This window comes from Pseudomonas sp. W4I3, assembly GCF_030816195.1.
Taxonomy (GTDB): domain Bacteria; phylum Pseudomonadota; class Gammaproteobacteria; order Pseudomonadales; family Pseudomonadaceae; genus Aquipseudomonas.
The window spans coordinates 4208606-4225492 of sequence record NZ_JAUSXS010000001.1 but is presented as its reverse complement, the minus strand read 5'-3'; the positions used below and the strand labels follow the sequence as shown (position 1 = coordinate 4225492).

General features: G+C 61.9%; 17 protein-coding genes. 6 read left to right on the top strand and 11 right to left on the bottom strand.

Annotated features, from left to right (window positions below; translation table 11 throughout):
• Positions 1–3 precede the first annotated feature (3 nt).
• From QF045_RS19105 to QF045_RS19095, 3 genes are read right to left on the bottom strand one after another with little or no spacing between them, the layout of a single operon-like run.
• Positions 4–1263, bottom strand: coding sequence for a dihydrolipoamide acetyltransferase family protein (locus QF045_RS19105; RefSeq protein WP_306493592.1), 1260 nt, complete (start codon positions 1261–1263; stop codon positions 4–6).
• Positions 1264–2322, bottom strand: a complete 1059-nt coding sequence (locus QF045_RS19100) for an alpha-ketoacid dehydrogenase subunit beta (protein ID WP_306493591.1) — start codon at positions 2320–2322, stop codon at positions 1264–1266.
• Between the two features lies 1 nt (position 2323).
• Positions 2324–3559 (bottom strand): 3-methyl-2-oxobutanoate dehydrogenase (2-methylpropanoyl-transferring) subunit alpha, encoded by a 1236-nt coding sequence (locus QF045_RS19095; RefSeq protein ID WP_306493590.1) that lies wholly within the window; start codon positions 3557–3559, stop codon positions 2324–2326.
• Positions 3560–3753: 194 nt separating this feature from the next.
• Between QF045_RS19095 and bkdR the strand changes: the two genes are divergently transcribed.
• A complete protein-coding gene (gene bkdR / locus QF045_RS19090; RefSeq protein ID WP_003174877.1) occupies positions 3754–4242 on the top strand; it encodes a Bkd operon transcriptional regulator BkdR in 489 nt (162 codons plus the stop codon).
• Positions 4243–4362: 120 nt separating this feature from the next.
• On the opposite strand, the gene QF045_RS19085 is transcribed toward bkdR, so the two are convergent.
• The gene (locus QF045_RS19085; protein ID WP_306493589.1) at positions 4363–5226 is read right to left on the bottom strand and encodes an MBL fold metallo-hydrolase; all 864 of its coding nucleotides are present in this window, start codon (positions 5224–5226) and stop codon (positions 4363–4365) included.
• Between the two features lie 94 nt (positions 5227–5320).
• On the opposite strand from QF045_RS19085, the gene QF045_RS19080 reads away from it, so the two are divergent.
• The 5 genes from QF045_RS19080 (at position 5321) to QF045_RS19060 (ending at position 10675) form a co-directional block, all read left to right on the top strand.
• Entirely contained in the window at positions 5321–5656 is a 336-nt protein-coding gene (locus QF045_RS19080; RefSeq protein WP_005789341.1) for a helix-turn-helix transcriptional regulator, read from the top strand.
• A gap of 50 nt (positions 5657–5706) precedes the next feature.
• Positions 5707–6951 carry an FAD/NAD(P)-binding oxidoreductase gene (locus QF045_RS19075; protein WP_306493588.1) on the top strand — a complete coding sequence of 415 codons (1245 nt, stop codon included), beginning with the start codon at positions 5707–5709 and terminating at the stop codon, positions 6949–6951.
• The gene (locus QF045_RS19070) at positions 6952–7758 is read left to right on the top strand and encodes a sulfite exporter TauE/SafE family protein (RefSeq protein ID WP_306493587.1); all 807 of its coding nucleotides are present in this window, start codon (positions 6952–6954) and stop codon (positions 7756–7758) included.
• A gap of 122 nt (positions 7759–7880) precedes the next feature.
• Positions 7881–9527 (top strand): MFS transporter, encoded by a 1647-nt coding sequence (locus tag QF045_RS19065; protein WP_306493586.1) that lies wholly within the window; start codon positions 7881–7883, stop codon positions 9525–9527.
• On the top strand, positions 9524–10675 hold the full coding sequence (locus QF045_RS19060) for an HlyD family secretion protein (protein WP_306493585.1): 1152 nt from the start codon (positions 9524–9526) through the stop codon (positions 10673–10675). Before QF045_RS19065 ends, QF045_RS19060 begins: the two co-directional genes overlap by 4 nt.
• Before the next feature lie 84 nt (positions 10676–10759).
• On the opposite strand, the gene QF045_RS19055 is transcribed toward QF045_RS19060, so the two are convergent.
• The 7 genes from QF045_RS19055 to QF045_RS19025 all read right to left on the bottom strand — a co-directional run bounded on the left by QF045_RS19055 (position 10760) and on the right by QF045_RS19025 (position 16862).
• Positions 10760–11593 carry an IS3 family transposase gene (locus QF045_RS19055; RefSeq protein WP_306491412.1) on the bottom strand — a complete coding sequence of 278 codons (834 nt, stop codon included), beginning with the start codon at positions 11591–11593 and terminating at the stop codon, positions 10760–10762.
• The gene (locus tag QF045_RS19050; protein WP_306491413.1) at positions 11590–11886 is read right to left on the bottom strand and encodes a transposase; all 297 of its coding nucleotides are present in this window, start codon (positions 11884–11886) and stop codon (positions 11590–11592) included. The genes QF045_RS19055 and QF045_RS19050 overlap by 4 nt, the downstream gene beginning before the upstream one ends.
• 151 nt (positions 11887–12037) lie before the next feature.
• Positions 12038–12925 carry an aldose 1-epimerase gene (locus QF045_RS19045; RefSeq protein ID WP_306493584.1) on the bottom strand — a complete coding sequence of 296 codons (888 nt, stop codon included), beginning with the start codon at positions 12923–12925 and terminating at the stop codon, positions 12038–12040.
• Positions 12926–13088: 163 nt separating this feature from the next.
• The gene (locus QF045_RS19040; RefSeq protein ID WP_306493583.1) at positions 13089–14369 is read right to left on the bottom strand and encodes a TRAP transporter large permease; all 1281 of its coding nucleotides are present in this window, start codon (positions 14367–14369) and stop codon (positions 13089–13091) included.
• Position 14370: 1 nt separating this feature from the next.
• Positions 14371–14898 (bottom strand): TRAP transporter small permease, encoded by a 528-nt coding sequence (locus tag QF045_RS19035; RefSeq protein ID WP_306493582.1) that lies wholly within the window; start codon positions 14896–14898, stop codon positions 14371–14373.
• A 74-nt stretch (positions 14899–14972) separates the two neighbouring features.
• Complete coding sequence (locus tag QF045_RS19030) at positions 14973–15935, bottom strand: TRAP transporter substrate-binding protein (RefSeq protein ID WP_306493581.1); 963 nt, start codon at positions 15933–15935, stop codon at positions 14973–14975.
• Between the two features lie 51 nt (positions 15936–15986).
• The gene (locus QF045_RS19025) at positions 15987–16862 is read right to left on the bottom strand and encodes an SMP-30/gluconolactonase/LRE family protein (RefSeq protein WP_306493580.1); all 876 of its coding nucleotides are present in this window, start codon (positions 16860–16862) and stop codon (positions 15987–15989) included.
• Between the last annotated feature and the right edge of the window lie 25 nt (positions 16863–16887).

The following is a 16887-nucleotide window of genomic DNA, read 5'->3' as shown; positions in this document are numbered from 1 at the left end:
CCCTTACTCCAGGAACAGGCTGGCGGGTTGTTCGAGCAGGCCGCGAATGGCCTGGATGAATTGCGCCGCGTCCATGCCATCGACCACGCGGTGGTCGAACGAGCTGGAGAGATTCATCATCTTGCGCACCACGATCTGACCCTTGATCACCATGGGCCGCTCGACGATGCGGTTGACGCCGACGATGGCCACTTCCGGCAGGTTCAGTACCGGCGTGCTGACAATCCCGCCCAGCGCGCCAAGGCTGGTCAGGGTGATGGTGGAGCCCGACAGCTCGTCACGGCTGGCCTTGCCATTGCGCGCCGCCGTGGCCAGGCGTGCGATTTCTTCGGCGTTGCCCCACAGGCTGCGAGCTTCGGCGTGGCGCACCACCGGCACCATCAGGCCGACGTCGCTCTGGGTGGCGACGCCCACATGCACCGCGCCGAGACGGGTGATGACCTGGGCTTCATCGTCGTAGCGGGCGTTGATCTGCGGGAAGTCGCGCAGCGCCACCACCATCGCACGCACGATGAACGGCAGCAGGGTCAGCTTGCCGCGTGTGGTGCCGTGTTTCTCATTGAGGTGCACGCGCAGCTCGTCCAGCGCGGTGACGTCGATTTCTTCCACATAGCTGAAATGCGCGGCGCGGCGGGTGGCGTCCTGCATGCGTTGGGCGATCTTGCGGCGCATGCCGATCACCGGAATCTGGTGCTCGTCGTGGCGTTCGGCGTAGGGGTTGGCGGCGGTCGAGGGGCTGCTCGCGCCTTGCTGCAGGTAGGCGTCGAGGTCTTCATGCAGGATCCGCCCGGCCGGGCCTGTGCCCTGTACCAGGCGCAACGGGATACCGGCGTCCAGCGCATGCTTGCGCACGGCGGGGGAGGCCAGCGGTCGCTCGGCCGCGTCGCGGGCCACGGGCGCTTGAACCTTAGTGGCGACAGGCGCGGGCTTGGCGTCCACCGGTGCCGGTTTGCTCTGCACTGCCGGTGCGGCAGCTTGCACGGGTGCGGCTGGCGCTGGCGCTTCCTTGGCGTTACCGGCGCCTTCCACTTCAATGCTGATCAGAATACTGCCCACCGCCATGACTTCGCCCGGCTCCCCGCCGAGGGACAGCACCTTGCCGTGGACGGGCGAGGGGATATCCACCATCGCCTTGTCGGTCATCACGTCCGCCAGCACTTGGTCTTCGACCACCAGGTCGCCGACTTTTACGTGCCACTGCGACAGTTCAACTTCTGCGATGCCTTCGCCAATATCCGGCATCTTGATAACGTGCGTGCCCATTCAGACCTCCATGACCCGTTTCAACGCCGCGCCCACTCGGGACGGGCCTGGGAAATACGCCCACTCCTGCGCGTGCGGGTAGGGGGTGTCCCAGCCGGTGACGCGCTCGATCGGCGCTTCCAGGTGGTGGAAGCAATGTTCCTGCACCAGCGACACCAGCTCGGCGCCAAACCCGCAGGTGCGAGTGGCTTCGTGCACCACCACGCAACGGCCGGTCTTTTTCACCGACTTGACTATGGTGTCCAAGTCCAGCGGCCACAGGCTGCGCAGGTCGATGACTTCAGCGTCGATGCCGGTTTCTTCGGCGGCGACTTGCGACACGTACACCGTGGTGCCGTAGGTCAGCACCGTCACGGCCGACCCCGGACGCACAATGGCGGCGACGTCCAGCGGCACGGTGTAGTAACCGTCCGGCACTTGCGCTTGCGGATGTTTCGACCACGGCGTTACCGGGCGGTCGTGATGACCATCGAACGGGCCGTTATACAGGCGCTTGGGTTCAAGGAAGATCACCGGGTCATCGTTTTCGATGGACGCGATCAGCAGGCCCTTGGCGTCATAGGGATTGGATGGCATCACGGTGCGCAGGCCGCATACCTGGGTGAATACCGCTTCGATACTCTGGCTGTGGGTCTGACCACCATAGATGCCGCCGCCGCACGGCATGCGCATGGTCAAGGGCGCGGTGAACTGCCCGGCCGAGCGATAACGCAGGCGCGCCGCTTCGGAGATGATCTGGTCGGTGGCGGGGTAGACGTAGTCGGCGAACTGGATTTCCGCGACCGGGCGAAGGCCATACGCGCCCATGCCCACGGCCACCCCGATGATGCCGCTTTCGGAGATCGGTGCGTCGAATACCCGTGAGCTGCCGTATTTGGTCTGCAGGCCTTCGGTGCAACGGAACACGCCGCCGAAGTAACCGACGTCCTGGCCGAACACCACCACGTTGTCGTCACGTTCAAGCATCACATCCATGGCCGAGCGCAGGGCCTGGATCATGGTCATGGTGGTGGTGGTCATGGCGGTTTCCAGTTCGATGCTGTTGTTGTGATCGTTCATGTCAGACCCCCAGCTCTTGACGCTGGCGCTTCAAGTGCTCCGGCATCTCTTTGTAGACGTCTTCGAACATGGTCGCGGCGCTTGGAATCTGGCCGCCGGCGAGGGTGCCGTACTGTTCGGCCTGTTTTTGTGCCGCGATGACTTCGGCTTCAAGTTCGGCACTGACCGCCGCGTGTTCCTCTTCGGACCACTGGCCAATCTTGATCAGGTGCTGCTTGAGACGGGCAATCGGGTCACCCAGCGGGAAGTGGCTCCAGTCATCGGCGGGGCGGTACTTGGACGGGTCGTCGGAGGTCGAGTGCGGGCCGGCGCGGTAAGTCACCCACTCGATCAGCGTCGGCCCCAGGTTACGCCGCGCACGTTCGGCGGCCCAGGCGGAGGCGGCGTACACCGCGATGAAATCGTTGCCATCGACCCGCAGCGAGGCGATGCCGCACCCCACGCCGCGTCCGGCGAAGGTGGTGGCTTCACCACCGGCGATAGCTTGAAAGGTCGAAATGGCCCACTGGTTATTCACCACGTTGAGGATCACCGGGGCGCGGTAGACGTGGGCGAAGGTGAGGGCGGTGTGGAAGTCGGATTCCGCCGTGGCGCCGTCGCCGATCCAGGCCGAAGCGATCTTGGTATCGCCCTTGATCGCCGAGGCCATGCCCCAACCCACGCCCTGTACGAACTGGGTGGCGAGGTTGCCGGAAATGGTGAAGAAACCGGCGTCCTTGACCGAGTACATGATGGGCAGCTGGCGACCCTTGAGCGGGTCGCGCTCGTTGGAGAGCAGTTGGCAGATCAGGTCGACCAGCGGCACCTCGCGGGCCATCAGGATGCTTTGCTGGCGGTAGGTGGGAAAGCACATGTCGTCGATGTTCAAGGCCAGGGCCTGGGCGCTGCCGATGGCTTCTTCGCCAAGGCTTTGCATGTAGAACGACATTTTTTTCTGACGCTGGGCGACCACCATGCGGTTGTCGAAGATGCGCGTCTTGAGCATCGCGCGCATGCCGCGGCGCATGATCTCGGTCGAGACACCTTCGGCCCACGGGCCCAGGGCCTGGCCCTGGTCGTCGAGCACTCGGATCAGGCCCTTGGCCAGGTCGGCGGTGTCGGAAGGTTCTACGTCGATGGCGGGTTTGCGCACCAGGCCGGCGTCGGTCAGGCGCAGGTAGGTGAAGTCGGTCTTGCAGCCTGGACGGCCCGAGGGTTCAGGGACGTGCAGGCGCAGTGGTTCATACTGCTGGGTCATGGCTTCTACGCTCGATCTTGTGAATTTCTTGTAGTGGGCGCGCTAGCTGACAGTCATTCTTCGGGTAGAAGAAATCTTGTCCTACAACAATCATAGGCGTGGCGTAGAAGAATATTTATCTGTGTTTCATTGCGCCTGAGATCATTTGCGGATAAAAAATCTGCATAAACATAATAAACAGGTGATTTTGTCTCATGCGCAAACTGGACCGTACCGATATCGGCATTCTCAACGCCCTGCAGGAGAACGCCCGCATCACCAACGCCGACCTGGCCCGCTCGGTCAACCTGTCGCCCACGCCGTGCTTCAACCGGGTGAAGGCGATGGAGGAGTTGGGCCTGATTCGCGAGCAGGTCACGCTGCTGGATGCCGACCTGCTGGGGCTGCACGTCAACGTGTTCATTCATGTGAGCCTGGAAAAGCAGAATGAACTGGCGTTGCAGCAGTTCGAAGGGGCGATCTCGGACCGCCCCGAGGTAATGGAGTGCTACCTGATGGCCGGCGACCCGGACTATCTGATTCGGGTGCTGGTGCCGACGATCCAGTCACTGGAGCGCTTCATGATGGATTTTCTGACCAAAGTGCCGGGCGTGGCGAATATCCGCTCCAGCTTTGCCCTGAAACAGGTGCGCTACAAGACCGCGCTGCCACTGCCGGCCAACGGCATCAGCCTCGGTTCCTGATTCAACACGAAACAAAATGTGGGAGGGGGCTTGCTCCCGATAGCGGTGGGTCAGCTGCACATGAGTTGACTGTCACACCGCCATCGGGAGCAAGCCCCCTCCCACATTTTTAACCCTGTTTCAAAGTTGGTTGAGGGGGATCTTGAGGTAGGTCACGCCGTTCTCCTCCGCCGGCGGCATGTTCCCCGCCCGCACGTTCACCTGGATCGCCGGCAACAACAGCGTCGGCATTCCCAGCCCGGCATCGCGTTGGGTGCGCATCGCCACGAACGTCGCCTCATCCACGCCGTCATGCACATGGATATTGCCCGCACGCTGCGCCGCCACGGTGGTCAGGCATGTGGCCTCGCGGCCTTCGGGCGGGTAGTCATGACATACATACAGTTGGGTTTCGGCCGGGAGCGCCAGCAACTTGCGCATCGACGCATACAACTGACGCGCATCGCCGCCGGGGAAGTCGCAGCGCGCGGTGCCCACGTCGGGCATGAACAGGGTGTCGCCCACCAGAATCAAACGCCCATCGATCAGGTAGGCCATATCCGCCGGTGTATGCCCTGGCACGTGCAGCGCCTGGGCCTGCAAACCGCCGATATGAAAGATTTCATCCGGCGCAAACAAGTGGTCGAACTGCGAGCCATCGACGCGAAACTCCGGCTCCAGGTTGAACAGGTGCTTGAAGACGTGCTGCACCTTGCTGATGGACTCGCCAATCGCAATCTTGCCGCCCAGCGTGCGTCGCAGGTAAGGCGCGGCGGACAGGTGGTCGGCGTGGGCATGGGTTTCCAGCAGCCACTGCACCTCAAGGCCATGCTCGCGAACGAAGGCAATCACCTTGTCGGCCTGGGCGGTGTCGGTGCGCCCGGAAGCCGGGTCGTAGTTGAGCACCGAATCGACGATGGCACAGGGACCGCCATCCGCCTCATAGACGACGTAGGTATAGGTCGACGATGCCTCGTCCAGAAAGGCTTGAATCAACGCTGGCATGGCGGCTGTCCCCGGTGAAGAAAAATGTAGTTACAATCAGTTTATGTTTACACATAATGTTTTGAGCTTAAGTGAGACAGAGGAGCCGAGGCAAATGGAATCTACGTTGAGTGAGGGCGAAGTTGCCCAGTTGCGTGCATCGGCGTCCAAGGCCTGTTCCTTGCTCAAGGCGCTGGCCAATGAAGACCGCCTGCTGATCCTGTGCCAGTTGACCCAGGGCGAGCGCAACGTCGGCGAGCTGGAAGCCCTGACCGGCGTACGCCAGCCTACGCTGTCACAACAGTTGGGCATCTTGCGTGACGAAGGGTTGGTCGCCACCCGTCGGGAAGGCAAATACATTTTCTACGGATTGGCCAGCCACGAAGTGATTCAAGTGATGAAGACCCTGTCCGGCCTGTACTGCGGCGCGGTCATAAAAAGCTGGGCGTGACGCCATCCGGCAGCGACCCTTGTGTGCATTGACAAAAAAGGCAGTAGACCATGACCGAACAACACTGGGGACCCACCATCAGTGGCGATATCGTAGTCATCGGCGGCGGCTCGGCAGGCATCGGCCTGCTGGCCAGCCTGCTCAAGCGCGACCCGCAGCTGAACATCATCCTGATCGAACCCAACGATTTCCATTGTTACCAACCCGCCTGGACCCTGGTCGGCGGCGGCGCCTATGACCTGCAAAAGACCCGGCGCCCGCTGGCCGATGTACTTCCCAACGGCGTCACCTGGATCCAGGCCGCCGTCAGCCAAGTGCTGCCCGACGAGCAGCAACTGGTGCTCGACAACGACCAGCGCGTCAGCTGGAACCACTTGATCGTCTGCCCCGGCCTGCGCCTGGCCTGGGAAAAGATCGAGGGCCTGCCAGAAACCCTTGGCCGCCACGGGGTCACTTCCAACTACAGCTACCCGCATGCCGCCTATACCTGGCAACTGGTGCAGCAACTCAAGGGCGGCAAGGCGCTGTTCACCCAGCCGGCCATGCCGATCAAATGCGCCGGCGCGCCGCAGAAGGCCCTGTACCTGTCCTGCGACCACTGGCTCAAACAGGGCACGCTGCAAAATATCGACGTTGAATTCAACCTGGCCGGTGCCGCGCTGTTCGGCGTGCCGACCTTCGTGCCGCCCTTGATGAAATACGTCGAGAAATACAATGCACGCCTGGCCTTCAATGCCAATCTGGTGAAAGTCGATGGCCCGGCGCGCACCGCCTGGTTCGAAGTCAAGGACGCCGAAGGCAACGTGACGGTCGAGGAGAAAACCTTCGACATGCTCCACGTCGTGCCGCCGCAGGTCGCGCCGGACTTTATCCGCCAAAGCCCCCTGGCCGATGCCGGCGGCTGGTGCGAAGTGAACCCCCACAGCCTGCAGCACCTGCGTTACCCGCACATCTTCGGCCTCGGCGATGTGTGCGGCACCAGCAACGCCAAGACCGCCGCAGCGGTGCGCAAACAGATCGTGGTGGTTGCCGAGAACCTGCTGGCCTTGCGCAAGCAGGCGCCGCTGCCGCTCAAGTACGACGGCTATGGCTCCTGCCCGTTGACGGTGGAGAAGGGCAAGGTGGTGCTGGCCGAGTTCGGTTATGGCGGCAAGCTGCTGCCGACTTTTCCCCTCGACCCGACCCAGGCGCGCCGCTCGATGTGGTTCCTCAAGGCCACGCTGCTGCCGTGGTTCTACTGGAATGGCATGCTCAAGGGACGCGAGTGGCTGACCCGCCTGAGCAAGGTGGACTGAATGCTGCTGGCCAGTGTGTTGGGGGTATTGATGGGCCTGGTCATGGGCCTGACCGGCGCGGGCGGCGGCATCCTTGGGGTGCCGGCATTGGTGTTGGGACTGGGGTTGACGATGACCCAGGCCGCGCCGGTGTCATTGCTCGCGGTGGGCGCTGCGGCGGCCGTCGGCGCGATTGACGGCCTGCGCCACGGCCTGGTGCGTTACCGCGCGGCGCTATTGATCGCGTTGCTGGGCGCGCTGTTTTCGCCGCTGGGGGTATTCATCGCCCATCAACTGTCGGAGCCGGTGCTGATGGGCCTGTTCAGCGCACTGATGGTACTGGTGGCCTGGCGCATGTTGCGGCGTGAAAAGGTCCAGGCCGGGCCGAGTGACCATGGCGCCGCCTCCTGGGGCCAGAAGAATTGCATGCTCAACCAGCAGACCGGGCGCCTGGCCTGGACGGCCAAATGCACGGCGACCCTGGCGGCATTGGGCGCGGTCACCGGTGCGGTCTCGGGCCTGCTCGGTGTGGGCGGTGGCTTTCTGATCGTGCCGGCGTTCAAGCAACTCACCGACGTGCAGATGCGCGGGATCGTCGCGACCTCGTTGATGGTCGTCAGCCTGCTCTCGTTGATCGGCGTGGTGGGGGCGTTTCATGCGGGCGTGAGCATCGAGCCGGTGGGCGGGGTGTTTATCGGTGCGAGCATTGTCGGCATGTTGGCCGGGCGGCGCTTGTGCTCGGTGATTCCTGCGCGGGCGTTGCAAGTGGGCTTCGCCAGCCTGTGTGGGGTGGTTGCCGCCGGCATGCTCTTGAAGGCCGCGCTTTAGCCGCAGGCGGCTGCAGGCATCAATTGCGTGTCCAGGATGACAAAATGAACCTCGCTCAGGTTTACTGTTCTCTGAGTTAATGGCTTCACCGGCCTTGCGCGTCGGCTCATCAAGGTCACCGAATGGACAAATACACCCCGCACACCTGGCAACCCCACGAGCGGCCGAGCCTGCCGGGCTCGCCGTCGACGCCGTTGCACCCCACCCACAAGCGCTGGCTGTTTGCGCTGGTTGGCGTACTGGTGGCAATCACCGGCGGGTTGGGTAACGCGCTGGTGATTGCCAACCTGCAATACCTGCAAGGCGCCTTGGGCGCGACCACGGCGGAAATGGCCTGGCTGCCCGCCGCCTATGTCATGACCAACGTGTGCATGAACCTGCTGCTGGTCAAGTTTCGCCAGCAGTTTGGCTTGCGTGCATTTACCGAAGTGTTCCTGGTGCTGTATGCGCTGGTCACCTTCGGCCATCTGTTCGTCAATGATCTCAACTCGGCCATCGCAGTGCGGGCGGCCCACGGCATGGTGGGGGCGGCGCTGAGTTCGTTGGGCTTGTACTACATGATCCAGGCGTTCCCGGCCAAGTGGCGCCTCAAAGCGCTGGTGCTGGGGCTGGGTACGGCGCAGTTGGCGTTGCCCCTGGCGCGGCTGTTTTCCGAGGACTTGCTGCAAATTGCCGAATGGCGTGGCTTGTATTTGTTCGAGCTGGGCCTGGCGTTGATCTGCCTGGGCTGTGTGTTCCTGCTCAAATTGCCGCCCGGCGACCGCTTCAAGACCTTTGAAAAACTCGACTTCCTGACCTTCGCCATCCTCGCCACCGGCGTTGCCTTGCTCTGCGCGGTGTTGTCCCTGGGCCGCATCGACTGGTGGCTGGAAGCACCCTGGATCGGCATCGCCTCGGCCTGTTCGCTGGTGCTGATCATGGCCGGCCTGGCCATCGAGCATAACCGCGCCAACCCGATGCTGATGACCCGCTGGCTGGGCAGCGGCACCATGATTCGTCTGGCGCTGGCGGTGATCCTGATTCGCATGGTGCTGTCGGAACAGTCCACGGGCGCGGTGGGATTCATGCAGATGCTGAACATGAGCTACCAGCAGATGCACACGCTGTACGTGGTGATGCTGGCCGGTGCGATTGCGGGGCTGGTGGTCAGCGCCTTGACGATCAACCCGGCGCACTTGCTGATGCCGCTGGTGATTTCCCTGGCGCTGATGGCGACCGGGTCGGTGATGGACAGTTTCTCCAGCAACCTCACGCGGCCGCAGAACCTGTATATCAGCCAGTTCCTGCTAGGCTTCGGCGGTACCTTTTTTCTTGGGCCGACCATGGTGCTGGGCACCAAGAACGTGTTGACCAACCCGCGCAACCTGGTGAGTTTTTCGGTGATGTTCGGGATTTGCCAGAACCTCGGCGGCCTGATCGGCGCAGCGCTGCTCGGCACCTTCCAGATCGTGCGCGAGAAGTATCACTCCAGCATGATCACCGAACACCTGACCCTGCTGGACCCCCTTGTTGCGGCGCGGGTGCAGAGCGGCGGCTCGGCCTATGGCGGTGTCGTCGCCGACCCGCAATTGCGCAACCTCATGGGCATCCGCAGCCTGGCCACGGCGGCCACCCGTGAAGCCAACGTGATGGCTTACAACGACGTGTTCATGCTGATCGCGATCATCGCGATCCTGACCATGATCTGGATCTTTATCCGCAGCCTGTGGCTGATGAGCACCACCAAAGCAGCCACCCCTCCCGTTCAACCTGTCGGCGCCTCTTCATGACCGAACCCACGTCCACCACCACGACCACCAACGCCATTGCCTCCACGCCTGAGGGTTCCACGCCGCCGGGCGCTACAGTGACCGAACCGCGCTCGTTGCGGGTACGCATCGTTTCGTCCCTGGGCTTTGCCGCGATTGCCATCGTTGGCGTGCTCATCGTGCTGTATGCGTGGCAGTTGCCACCGTTCAGCAGCGCGGTGGAAACCACCGAGAATGCGCTGGTGCGTGGGCAGGTGACCATAATTGGCCCGCAGCTCAGCGGCTATGTATTCGAAGTGCCGGTGCAGGATTTCCAGTACGTGAAGGCGGGCGACCTGCTGGTGCGCCTCGATGACCGCATCTACAAGCAGCGCCTGGACCAGGCCCTGGCGCAGTTGGCGGTGCAGAAGGCGTCGCTGGCCAATGTGGTGCAGCAACGCAACAGCGCCGAGGCGACCATCAAGTTGCGCCAGGCCGCGCTGGTGGACAGCCAGGCCCAGGCCCGCAAAAGTACCGCTGACTTGCGCCGCAATGAAGAGTTGATCAGCGACGGCTCGGTGTCCAAGCGTGAACTGGACGTGACCCGTGCCGCCAACGCGCAGACCATCGCCGCCGTGGCCCAGGCCCAGGCCAGCCTGGAAATCGCCCGGCAGGACCTGCAAACGGTGATCGTCAATCGCGGCTCGCTGGAAGCGGCGGTGGCCAGCGCGGAGGCGGCGGTGGAGCTGGCGCGGATCGACTTGTCGAACACGCGCATCACCGCGCCCCGCGATGGTCAGCTGGGGCAGATTGGCGTGCGTCTGGGGGCCTACGTCAACTCCGGCGCGCAGTTGATGGCGCTGGTGCCCAAGCAGTTGTGGGTGATTGCGAACATGAAAGAAACCCAGATGGATAACGTGCAGGTTGGCCAGCCGGTGACCTTCACCGTGGATGCGTTGAACCACCGCAAGTTTCACGGCACCGTGCAGCATATCTCCCCGGCGACCGGGTCGGAGTTCAGCCTGTTGCAGGCCGACAACGCCACCGGCAACTTCGTCAAGATCGCCCAGCGCGTGCCGGTGCGGATTACGGTGGACCCGGATCAGGCCGATAGCGAACGGTTGCGGCCAGGGCTTTCGGTTGTCGTCAGTATCGACACCGCCGGGCGGCTCAAAAACAGCCCGCCCTGACACGCCGTAGAGCTGAGTGTGGAAGGGTTTATGTAGGAGCGAGCTTGTAGCGGTCCAGTTTTTTTGGACCATTCTGTAGGAGTATTAGGCCGCCAGCTTTTCAAAAATGGCTGGCGGCAGGTTGTTCGAGGCAGAGTGACAGCGTCGATGGTTGTAATGAGCAATGAAGTCCATCACGTCCCGCTCTGCTTCGAAGTGAGTTGAGTAACCATTTTCAGGTGACCAATCGTGTTTTTGCGATCTGAAATAGCGCTCCACAACCGCATTGTCCCAACAGTTCCCGCGCCGACTCATGCTCTGCACGATCTGCTTTTCAGCCAAGTAGCTGACGAAGCGCTCAGCTGTGTATTGGCATCCCTGGTCCGAGTGAAACACCAGCTCGGAGGAAGGTCGACGCAGCCCCACAGCAAGTCGTAAAGCCTGCAATGAAAGCTCGGTATCAGCCGTCCTTGAAAATGCCCAACCAACGATTCTGCGCGAAAAAAGATCCATCACAATGGCTAGATACAACCAACTGCCACCGACACGGATATAGGTAATATCTCCCGCCCAGAACGTGTTGGGTTGTTCCGGATTAAAGCGTCGCTCCAGTACATTGGGCGCGATGTTGGACACTTTGGTGGCTCGCCGATAGTGCGCATACTGGGCCCGACGTCTCACCAGGCCCAAACTCTTCATCAAGCTGCGCATACGATGGCGCCCGACCACTACGCCCTGTGTTTTCAGGACTTTTGTAAACCCACGACTGCCCAGCGCTCCGCGATGCTCTCGGTGTAATAGCCGGATTTTCTTTTCCAGTTGGGGCTCAATTCTGCGCTCAGGTTTGGGCTGGCGCATCGCGTAATAGCTGCTGCGAGGCACGCCCAGCAAGCGGCATAGACGTCGCACCGACAGCTTTTTTGTGGCGCCCTCAATCATTTTCTTCGGCCAAACAGCACCTTTAGATGAGAGGGCAACTGCTTTTTTAGGACATCGTTCTCGGCTTCCAGCAACGCCAACCTGGCCTGCAGCGAATCAATCAGATCCTGATCCTGAGGACGCGTCGTTTGCGCTGCTCCTACCTGCTCCTTGCGCCATCGCGAAACCCAGCGTCGCAGCGCCGTCGGCCCCACACCCGTTTGCTCGCACGCCTTAGGCACTGAGTAGTTCAACTCAACGACCAGACGAATCGCTTCGGCTTTTTCTTCGGCTGTAACGATCCGAAATCCCATGACGCTTCCTTAGGTTGATACTCCTACATCATGGTCCATAAATATTGAGCCACAACAGCTTGCTCGCGAAGAATTCAGGCCCCCCGCGCATATTCAGAATGAACGCGTTGTCTGGTCGTTTTTCGCGAGCAAGCTCGCTCCTACATAAGTCTTAGGGCAAGCCCCCTCCCACAGTTGGACTGTATTTCAGGGTGAAATCGAGGCAAATCGACTGGTTCTGTTCCAGTAACTTCAAGCCCGGCTTGCCTGGCAGGTGATGGGCATTCACCGGATGGCTGACCGGTTCGATGCAGAAAAACCCCAACCCTGGCGGGCAGTACAGCAGGAAGTAATCGGCGCCGGTGGCCTGGCATTCGAGGGTGTATCCCAGCTCCGGTTGTTCGATCAAGCAATACCCATCCCATTCGCAGAAACCATTGTCCACCAGGCCTTCCGGCAGCGTTTGAGGTTGCCTGAAATCCCAATCCTGCGGCACTGACGCCAATCCGGTCGGCAGCTTGGACGCGTCACTCAACCACACCTGTGCCGCCTTGGTCTGCAACCGTGTACTCGGCCTGCGCGGAAAGTACGGATGCAGGCCCACACCATGCCATGCGGCTGTTTCAGCCAGATGCGTGACCCGTAGCTCAATCCTCAGCACCCCACCGCTTAGGCGGATACGTTGCTCGGCGCGATAGGCGAACGGCGTGTCGCACGTCACTTCCAGCAGCACCTCATCCGCTGATTGGCCAACCACCTGCCACGCCTGTTGCCAGGCCGAACCGTGAACTGGCAGGGGGTCGGTGAGGCTGTTCGGGGCCAGTGCGAGCCAGCCACTGGGCGTGTCGAACCCGCCTTCGGCAATCCGGTTGGACCAGGGCGCCAATGGATAACAGCCCAATTTGCCCGGCAGGCCGGTGTTGATGGCGTGTTCGTCGCTATGGCGCAACAACGGCTGCCCGGTGGCCCGCACCGTCCAGTTGACGAGGCTGGCGCCGATGGCGGGGGCAAGTACCAGATGGGTGAGTTGATCCGTAAGCTCAACGAAGTTCAAAGACACGATCGACCTGCCGTATGGAAATAGTAAAAACAGCGCTGCCCGAAATGTGGGAGGGGGCTTGCTCCCGATAGCGGTGGTTGAGTCAACGCTGCAGTCACTGATCCACTGCTATCGGGAGCAAGCCCCCTCCCACATTCAAGCGCCTTTGTTCTTGAAATTGGATTTACAGCACCACGCTCGGCAGCCACAGCGACAGCGCCGGAATGTAGGTCACCGCCATCAGCACCAGAAACAGCACCGCATAAAACGGCAGCAGCGCCTTCACGGTCTTCTCGATGCTGACCTTGCCTACCGCCGCGCCCACGAACAGTACCGCGCCCACCGGCGGGGTGATCAGGCCGATGCCCAGGTTCACCAGCATGATCATGCCAAAGTGCACCGGGTCGACGCCGATGCCGAGGATCACCGGCATCAGGATCGGCGTGAGAATCAGGATCAGCGGCGCCATGTCCATCACCGTGCCGAGCAACAGCAGCATGGCGTTGATGCACATCAGGATCACGTAGCGGTTGTCCGACAGGGTCAGGAACAGCGTGGTGATCTTCGCCGGGATCTGCATCAGGGTCATGATGTAGCCGAAGCTGGCCGCGAAGGCGATCAGGATCATCACGATGGAAATGGTGCGCACCGTGCGGTGCATCAGCTTGGGCAGCTCGCGCCATTTGTAGTCGCGGTAGATGAACATGGTCACAAAGAACGCCCACAGCACCGCAATGGCGGCCGACTCGGTGGCGGTGAAGATGCCCGACAGGATACCGCCGAGGATGATCACCATGGCCATCAGGCCCCAGAGCGCGTCGGCGGCGATCTTCAGCGCCTGCTTCAAGGGAATGACTTCACCCTTGGGGTAATCGCGCTTTTTCGCGAAGATCAGGCACAGCACCATTAGGCACGCGCTCATCAACAGGCCCGGCACCACGCCGGCCATGAATAGCGAGGCGATCGATACTGTGCCGCCTGCCGCCAGGGAGTAGAGCACCGAGTTATGGCTGGGTGGCGTCAGCAGCGCCTGCACCGAGCCGCTGACCGTCACGGCCGTGGCGAACTCGCGCGGATAGCCGCGGCGTTCCATCTCCGGAATCAGCACCGAACCGACCGAAGCGGTATCGGCCACCGACGAGCCGGAGATTGCGCCGAAAAACGTCGACGCCATGATGTTGACCAGCGACAGCCCACCGCGCACGAAGCCCACCAGCACGCCGGCAAACGCCACCAGGCGCCGCGACATGCCGCCCTCGGCCATGATCGCGCCGGCCAGCACGAAGAACGGAATCGCCATCAGCGAAAACTTGTTCACACCACCCGCCACCTGAATCATCAGGGCCTGGAACGGAATGTCGATCCACCACGCACCGATCAGCGCCGACAAGCCCAGGGCGTAGGCCACTGGCATGCCAATCAGGATCAAGGCGATAAAACTGCCCAACAGAATCAATGCGTCCATATCAGGCGGCCCCTTCGCTTTCTTCAACCAGGTCGAAGCGCACCACGCGCCGGTTGCTCTGGTCGCCCAGCAGTAGTTTTTCCACCACGAATATCAAGGTCAGCAGTCCGCCGATCGGGATCGGCATGTAGGTGATGCCGACCCGCAGCGTAGGGATGGCGCTCATGAACTGGTTCCAGGTGGACAAGCACAGCTTGGCGCCCCAGATCGTCATGAACAGACAGATGGTGCCCATCAGCAGTTGCGAAACAATGCCGGCAATGCGGCGTTGGGCGGGAGGCAGGCGGTCGGTGATCATCGCCACCGACATATGCGCACCGGCGCGGTAGCTCGCGGCGGCGCCGATAAATGTGAAAACCAGCATCAGCAGGATGGCGGTGGGCTCCGGCCAGCTTGAGCCGGTGCCGAGGATGTAACGGGCAAAAATGCCCCAGGGAATGATCAGTGCGACCCCGAGTACCGAGAGGCCGGCGACCCAGATGCAGGTCATGTAAATGCGGTCATTGATGCGCAGCACCAGATTCTTCATGGCGTTCACCGTAACCGGGCGCAGCTCGCTGCAAAAGCAGCGGAGCGCGCCGGGCCTTGTCTGGGAGGAGGGCGTTATTGGACGGCGTCGATACGCTTGATGATGTCGGCGTAAGGCGCGCCGTACTTGGCGCGAACCTGTGCGGTGGCGTCGTAGAAGGGTTTTTTATCGACGGTGATGAACTCGACGCCGGCCTTCTTGAGTTTTTCTTCGCTGGTGGCGGACTTGGCGTCCCACAGTACGCGTTCATCAGCCTGGGCGGCCTTGGCGGCTTTGCGGACCATGTCCTGCTGCGCGGGAGTGAGCTTGGTCCAGGTGATTTTCGACATCACGATGGGCTCGGGCAGGATCAAGTGTTCGGTGAGGGTGTAGTACTTGGCGTTCTGGAAATGGTTGTGCTCAAGCATCGTCGGCGGGTTGTTTTCCGCGCCGTCGATCACGCCGGTCTGCAGCGCACTGAAGATCTCGCCGGTGTCCATGGCGATGCCGTTGGCGCCCATTGCATTGAAGGCGTCGATGAACAGCGGGTTGCCCTGCACGCGAATCTTCATGCCCTTGAGGTCTTCGATCTTGCGCACCGGTTTCTTGGTGTAGAGGTTGCGCGTGCCGCCGTCCATCCAGGCCAGTGCGACCAGCCCGAATTCGGAATCAGTGATCTTGGCGAGGATCTCGTCACCAATCTCGCCGTCGATGACCTTGCGCATGTGCGCCTGGTCGCGGAACACGAAGGGCAGGTTGAACACGTTGACGTCCGGCACCACCGGGCCGACGATGCCGAGGCTGACGCGGGTCATCTGCACGGCACCGACCTGGGCCTGTTCCACCACTTCCTTTTCGGAACCCAGCACGCCACCTGGGAAGTACTTGAAGGTCAGTTCGCCGTTGCTTTCCTTGGTCAGGGCCTTGCCCATGTTTTCTTCGGCGACGACGGTGGGGTAGCCGGCGGGGTGAATGTCGGCGAACTTGATTTCCAGCGCGTGGGCGGCGCTGCTGAGGGCGACAAGTGTTGCAGCGAGCAAGGTGCGTTTGAAGTCCATGGGAGGTCATTCCTGTCTTGTTATTGTTGTATTCAAGGCACAGCGATACAGCTAGAGGATGAAGCGGGGTTCGGGTAGGCCTTGGACGCCGGGGTTGAGGGCGAACACGCCGCCGGACAGTGATTGTTCACTCGCGTCGTCACGGATCGAGGTGACGTACAAGGTGTCCAGGCGACTGCCGCCAAAGGCGCACATGGTGGGTTTTTTCACCGGAACGGGCAGCGATTGGTCGAGGCGACCGTCCGGGGTGAAGCGGTGAACCAGGCCGGCATCGTTGGCGCAGATCCAGTAGCAGCCGTCGGCGTCCACGGCTGCGCCGTCGGGCCGACCGAGGTAGTTGTGCATGTCCACGAACACACGGCGGTTGGACGGCGTGCCGCTCTCGATGTCGTAATCGAAGGCCCAGATCTGCTGCACCAGGGGGTGTGAATCCGAGGCGTACATCGTGCGGCCATCGGGGCTGAACGCCAGGCCGTTGAGGGTGATGAACCCGCCCAGCTCGGCATGGGGCGCAGCGCCTGACGCGAAGCGATAAAGGCTGCCTTCGGTGGCGTTCTGGCTCATGTCCAGCACCATGCTGCCGGCCCAGAAACGGCCCTGGCGGTCACAGCGGCCGTCGTTGAGGCGCATGTCGGCGCGTGGATGTTCGACGCCGGCCAATAGCGTGGTATCAAGGCTGCCATCGCTGTTTGGGGTGAGTTGGAAAAAGCCGGTTTCCATGCCGGCCACCCAATTGCCTGTGTCGGTGCGCGCAATGCAGGCGAGCATCTCTGGGGCTTGCCACGTTGCGACGAGGCCAGTGGCCGCGTCCCAGCGCTGCAAGCGACCGTTGGGAATATCCACCCAATACAGCGCGTTTTCCTCGGGCACCCACACCGGGCATTCGCCCACGGCGTTGCGGGCGTCGACAATCAATTCTGCACTCATGGCCACTCATTCCCTTGGGTTGCAG

Excerpts from the sequence above, each read along its gene's own strand:
- QF045_RS19060 (WP_306493585.1), top strand. The coding sequence starts at position 9,524 with ATGACCGAACCCACGTCCACCACCACGACCACCAACGCCATTGCCTCC.
- QF045_RS19030 (WP_306493581.1), bottom strand. The coding sequence starts at position 15,935 with ATGGACTTCAAACGCACCTTGCTCGCTGCAACACTTGTCGCCCTCAGC.
- QF045_RS19080 (WP_005789341.1), top strand. The coding sequence starts at position 5,321 with ATGGAATCTACGTTGAGTGAGGGCGAAGTTGCCCAGTTGCGTGCATCG.
- QF045_RS19105 (WP_306493592.1), bottom strand. The coding sequence starts at position 1,263 with ATGGGCACGCACGTTATCAAGATGCCGGATATTGGCGAAGGCATCGCA.
- QF045_RS19075 (WP_306493588.1), top strand. The coding sequence starts at position 5,707 with ATGACCGAACAACACTGGGGACCCACCATCAGTGGCGATATCGTAGTC.
- QF045_RS19095 (WP_306493590.1), bottom strand. The coding sequence starts at position 3,559 with ATGACCCAGCAGTATGAACCACTGCGCCTGCACGTCCCTGAACCCTCG.
- QF045_RS19050 (WP_306491413.1), bottom strand. The coding sequence starts at position 11,886 with ATGGGATTTCGGATCGTTACAGCCGAAGAAAAAGCCGAAGCGATTCGT.
- QF045_RS19070 (WP_306493587.1), top strand. The coding sequence starts at position 6,952 with ATGCTGCTGGCCAGTGTGTTGGGGGTATTGATGGGCCTGGTCATGGGC.
- QF045_RS19085 (WP_306493589.1), bottom strand. The coding sequence starts at position 5,226 with ATGCCAGCGTTGATTCAAGCCTTTCTGGACGAGGCATCGTCGACCTAT.
- bkdR (WP_003174877.1), top strand. The coding sequence starts at position 3,754 with ATGCGCAAACTGGACCGTACCGATATCGGCATTCTCAACGCCCTGCAG.
- QF045_RS19065 (WP_306493586.1), top strand. The coding sequence starts at position 7,881 with ATGGACAAATACACCCCGCACACCTGGCAACCCCACGAGCGGCCGAGC.
- QF045_RS19100 (WP_306493591.1), bottom strand. The coding sequence starts at position 2,322 with ATGAACGATCACAACAACAGCATCGAACTGGAAACCGCCATGACCACC.
- QF045_RS19055 (WP_306491412.1), bottom strand. The coding sequence starts at position 11,593 with ATGATTGAGGGCGCCACAAAAAAGCTGTCGGTGCGACGTCTATGCCGC.
- QF045_RS19040 (WP_306493583.1), bottom strand. The coding sequence starts at position 14,369 with ATGGACGCATTGATTCTGTTGGGCAGTTTTATCGCCTTGATCCTGATT.
- QF045_RS19025 (WP_306493580.1), bottom strand. The coding sequence starts at position 16,862 with ATGAGTGCAGAATTGATTGTCGACGCCCGCAACGCCGTGGGCGAATGC.
- QF045_RS19035 (WP_306493582.1), bottom strand. The coding sequence starts at position 14,898 with ATGAAGAATCTGGTGCTGCGCATCAATGACCGCATTTACATGACCTGC.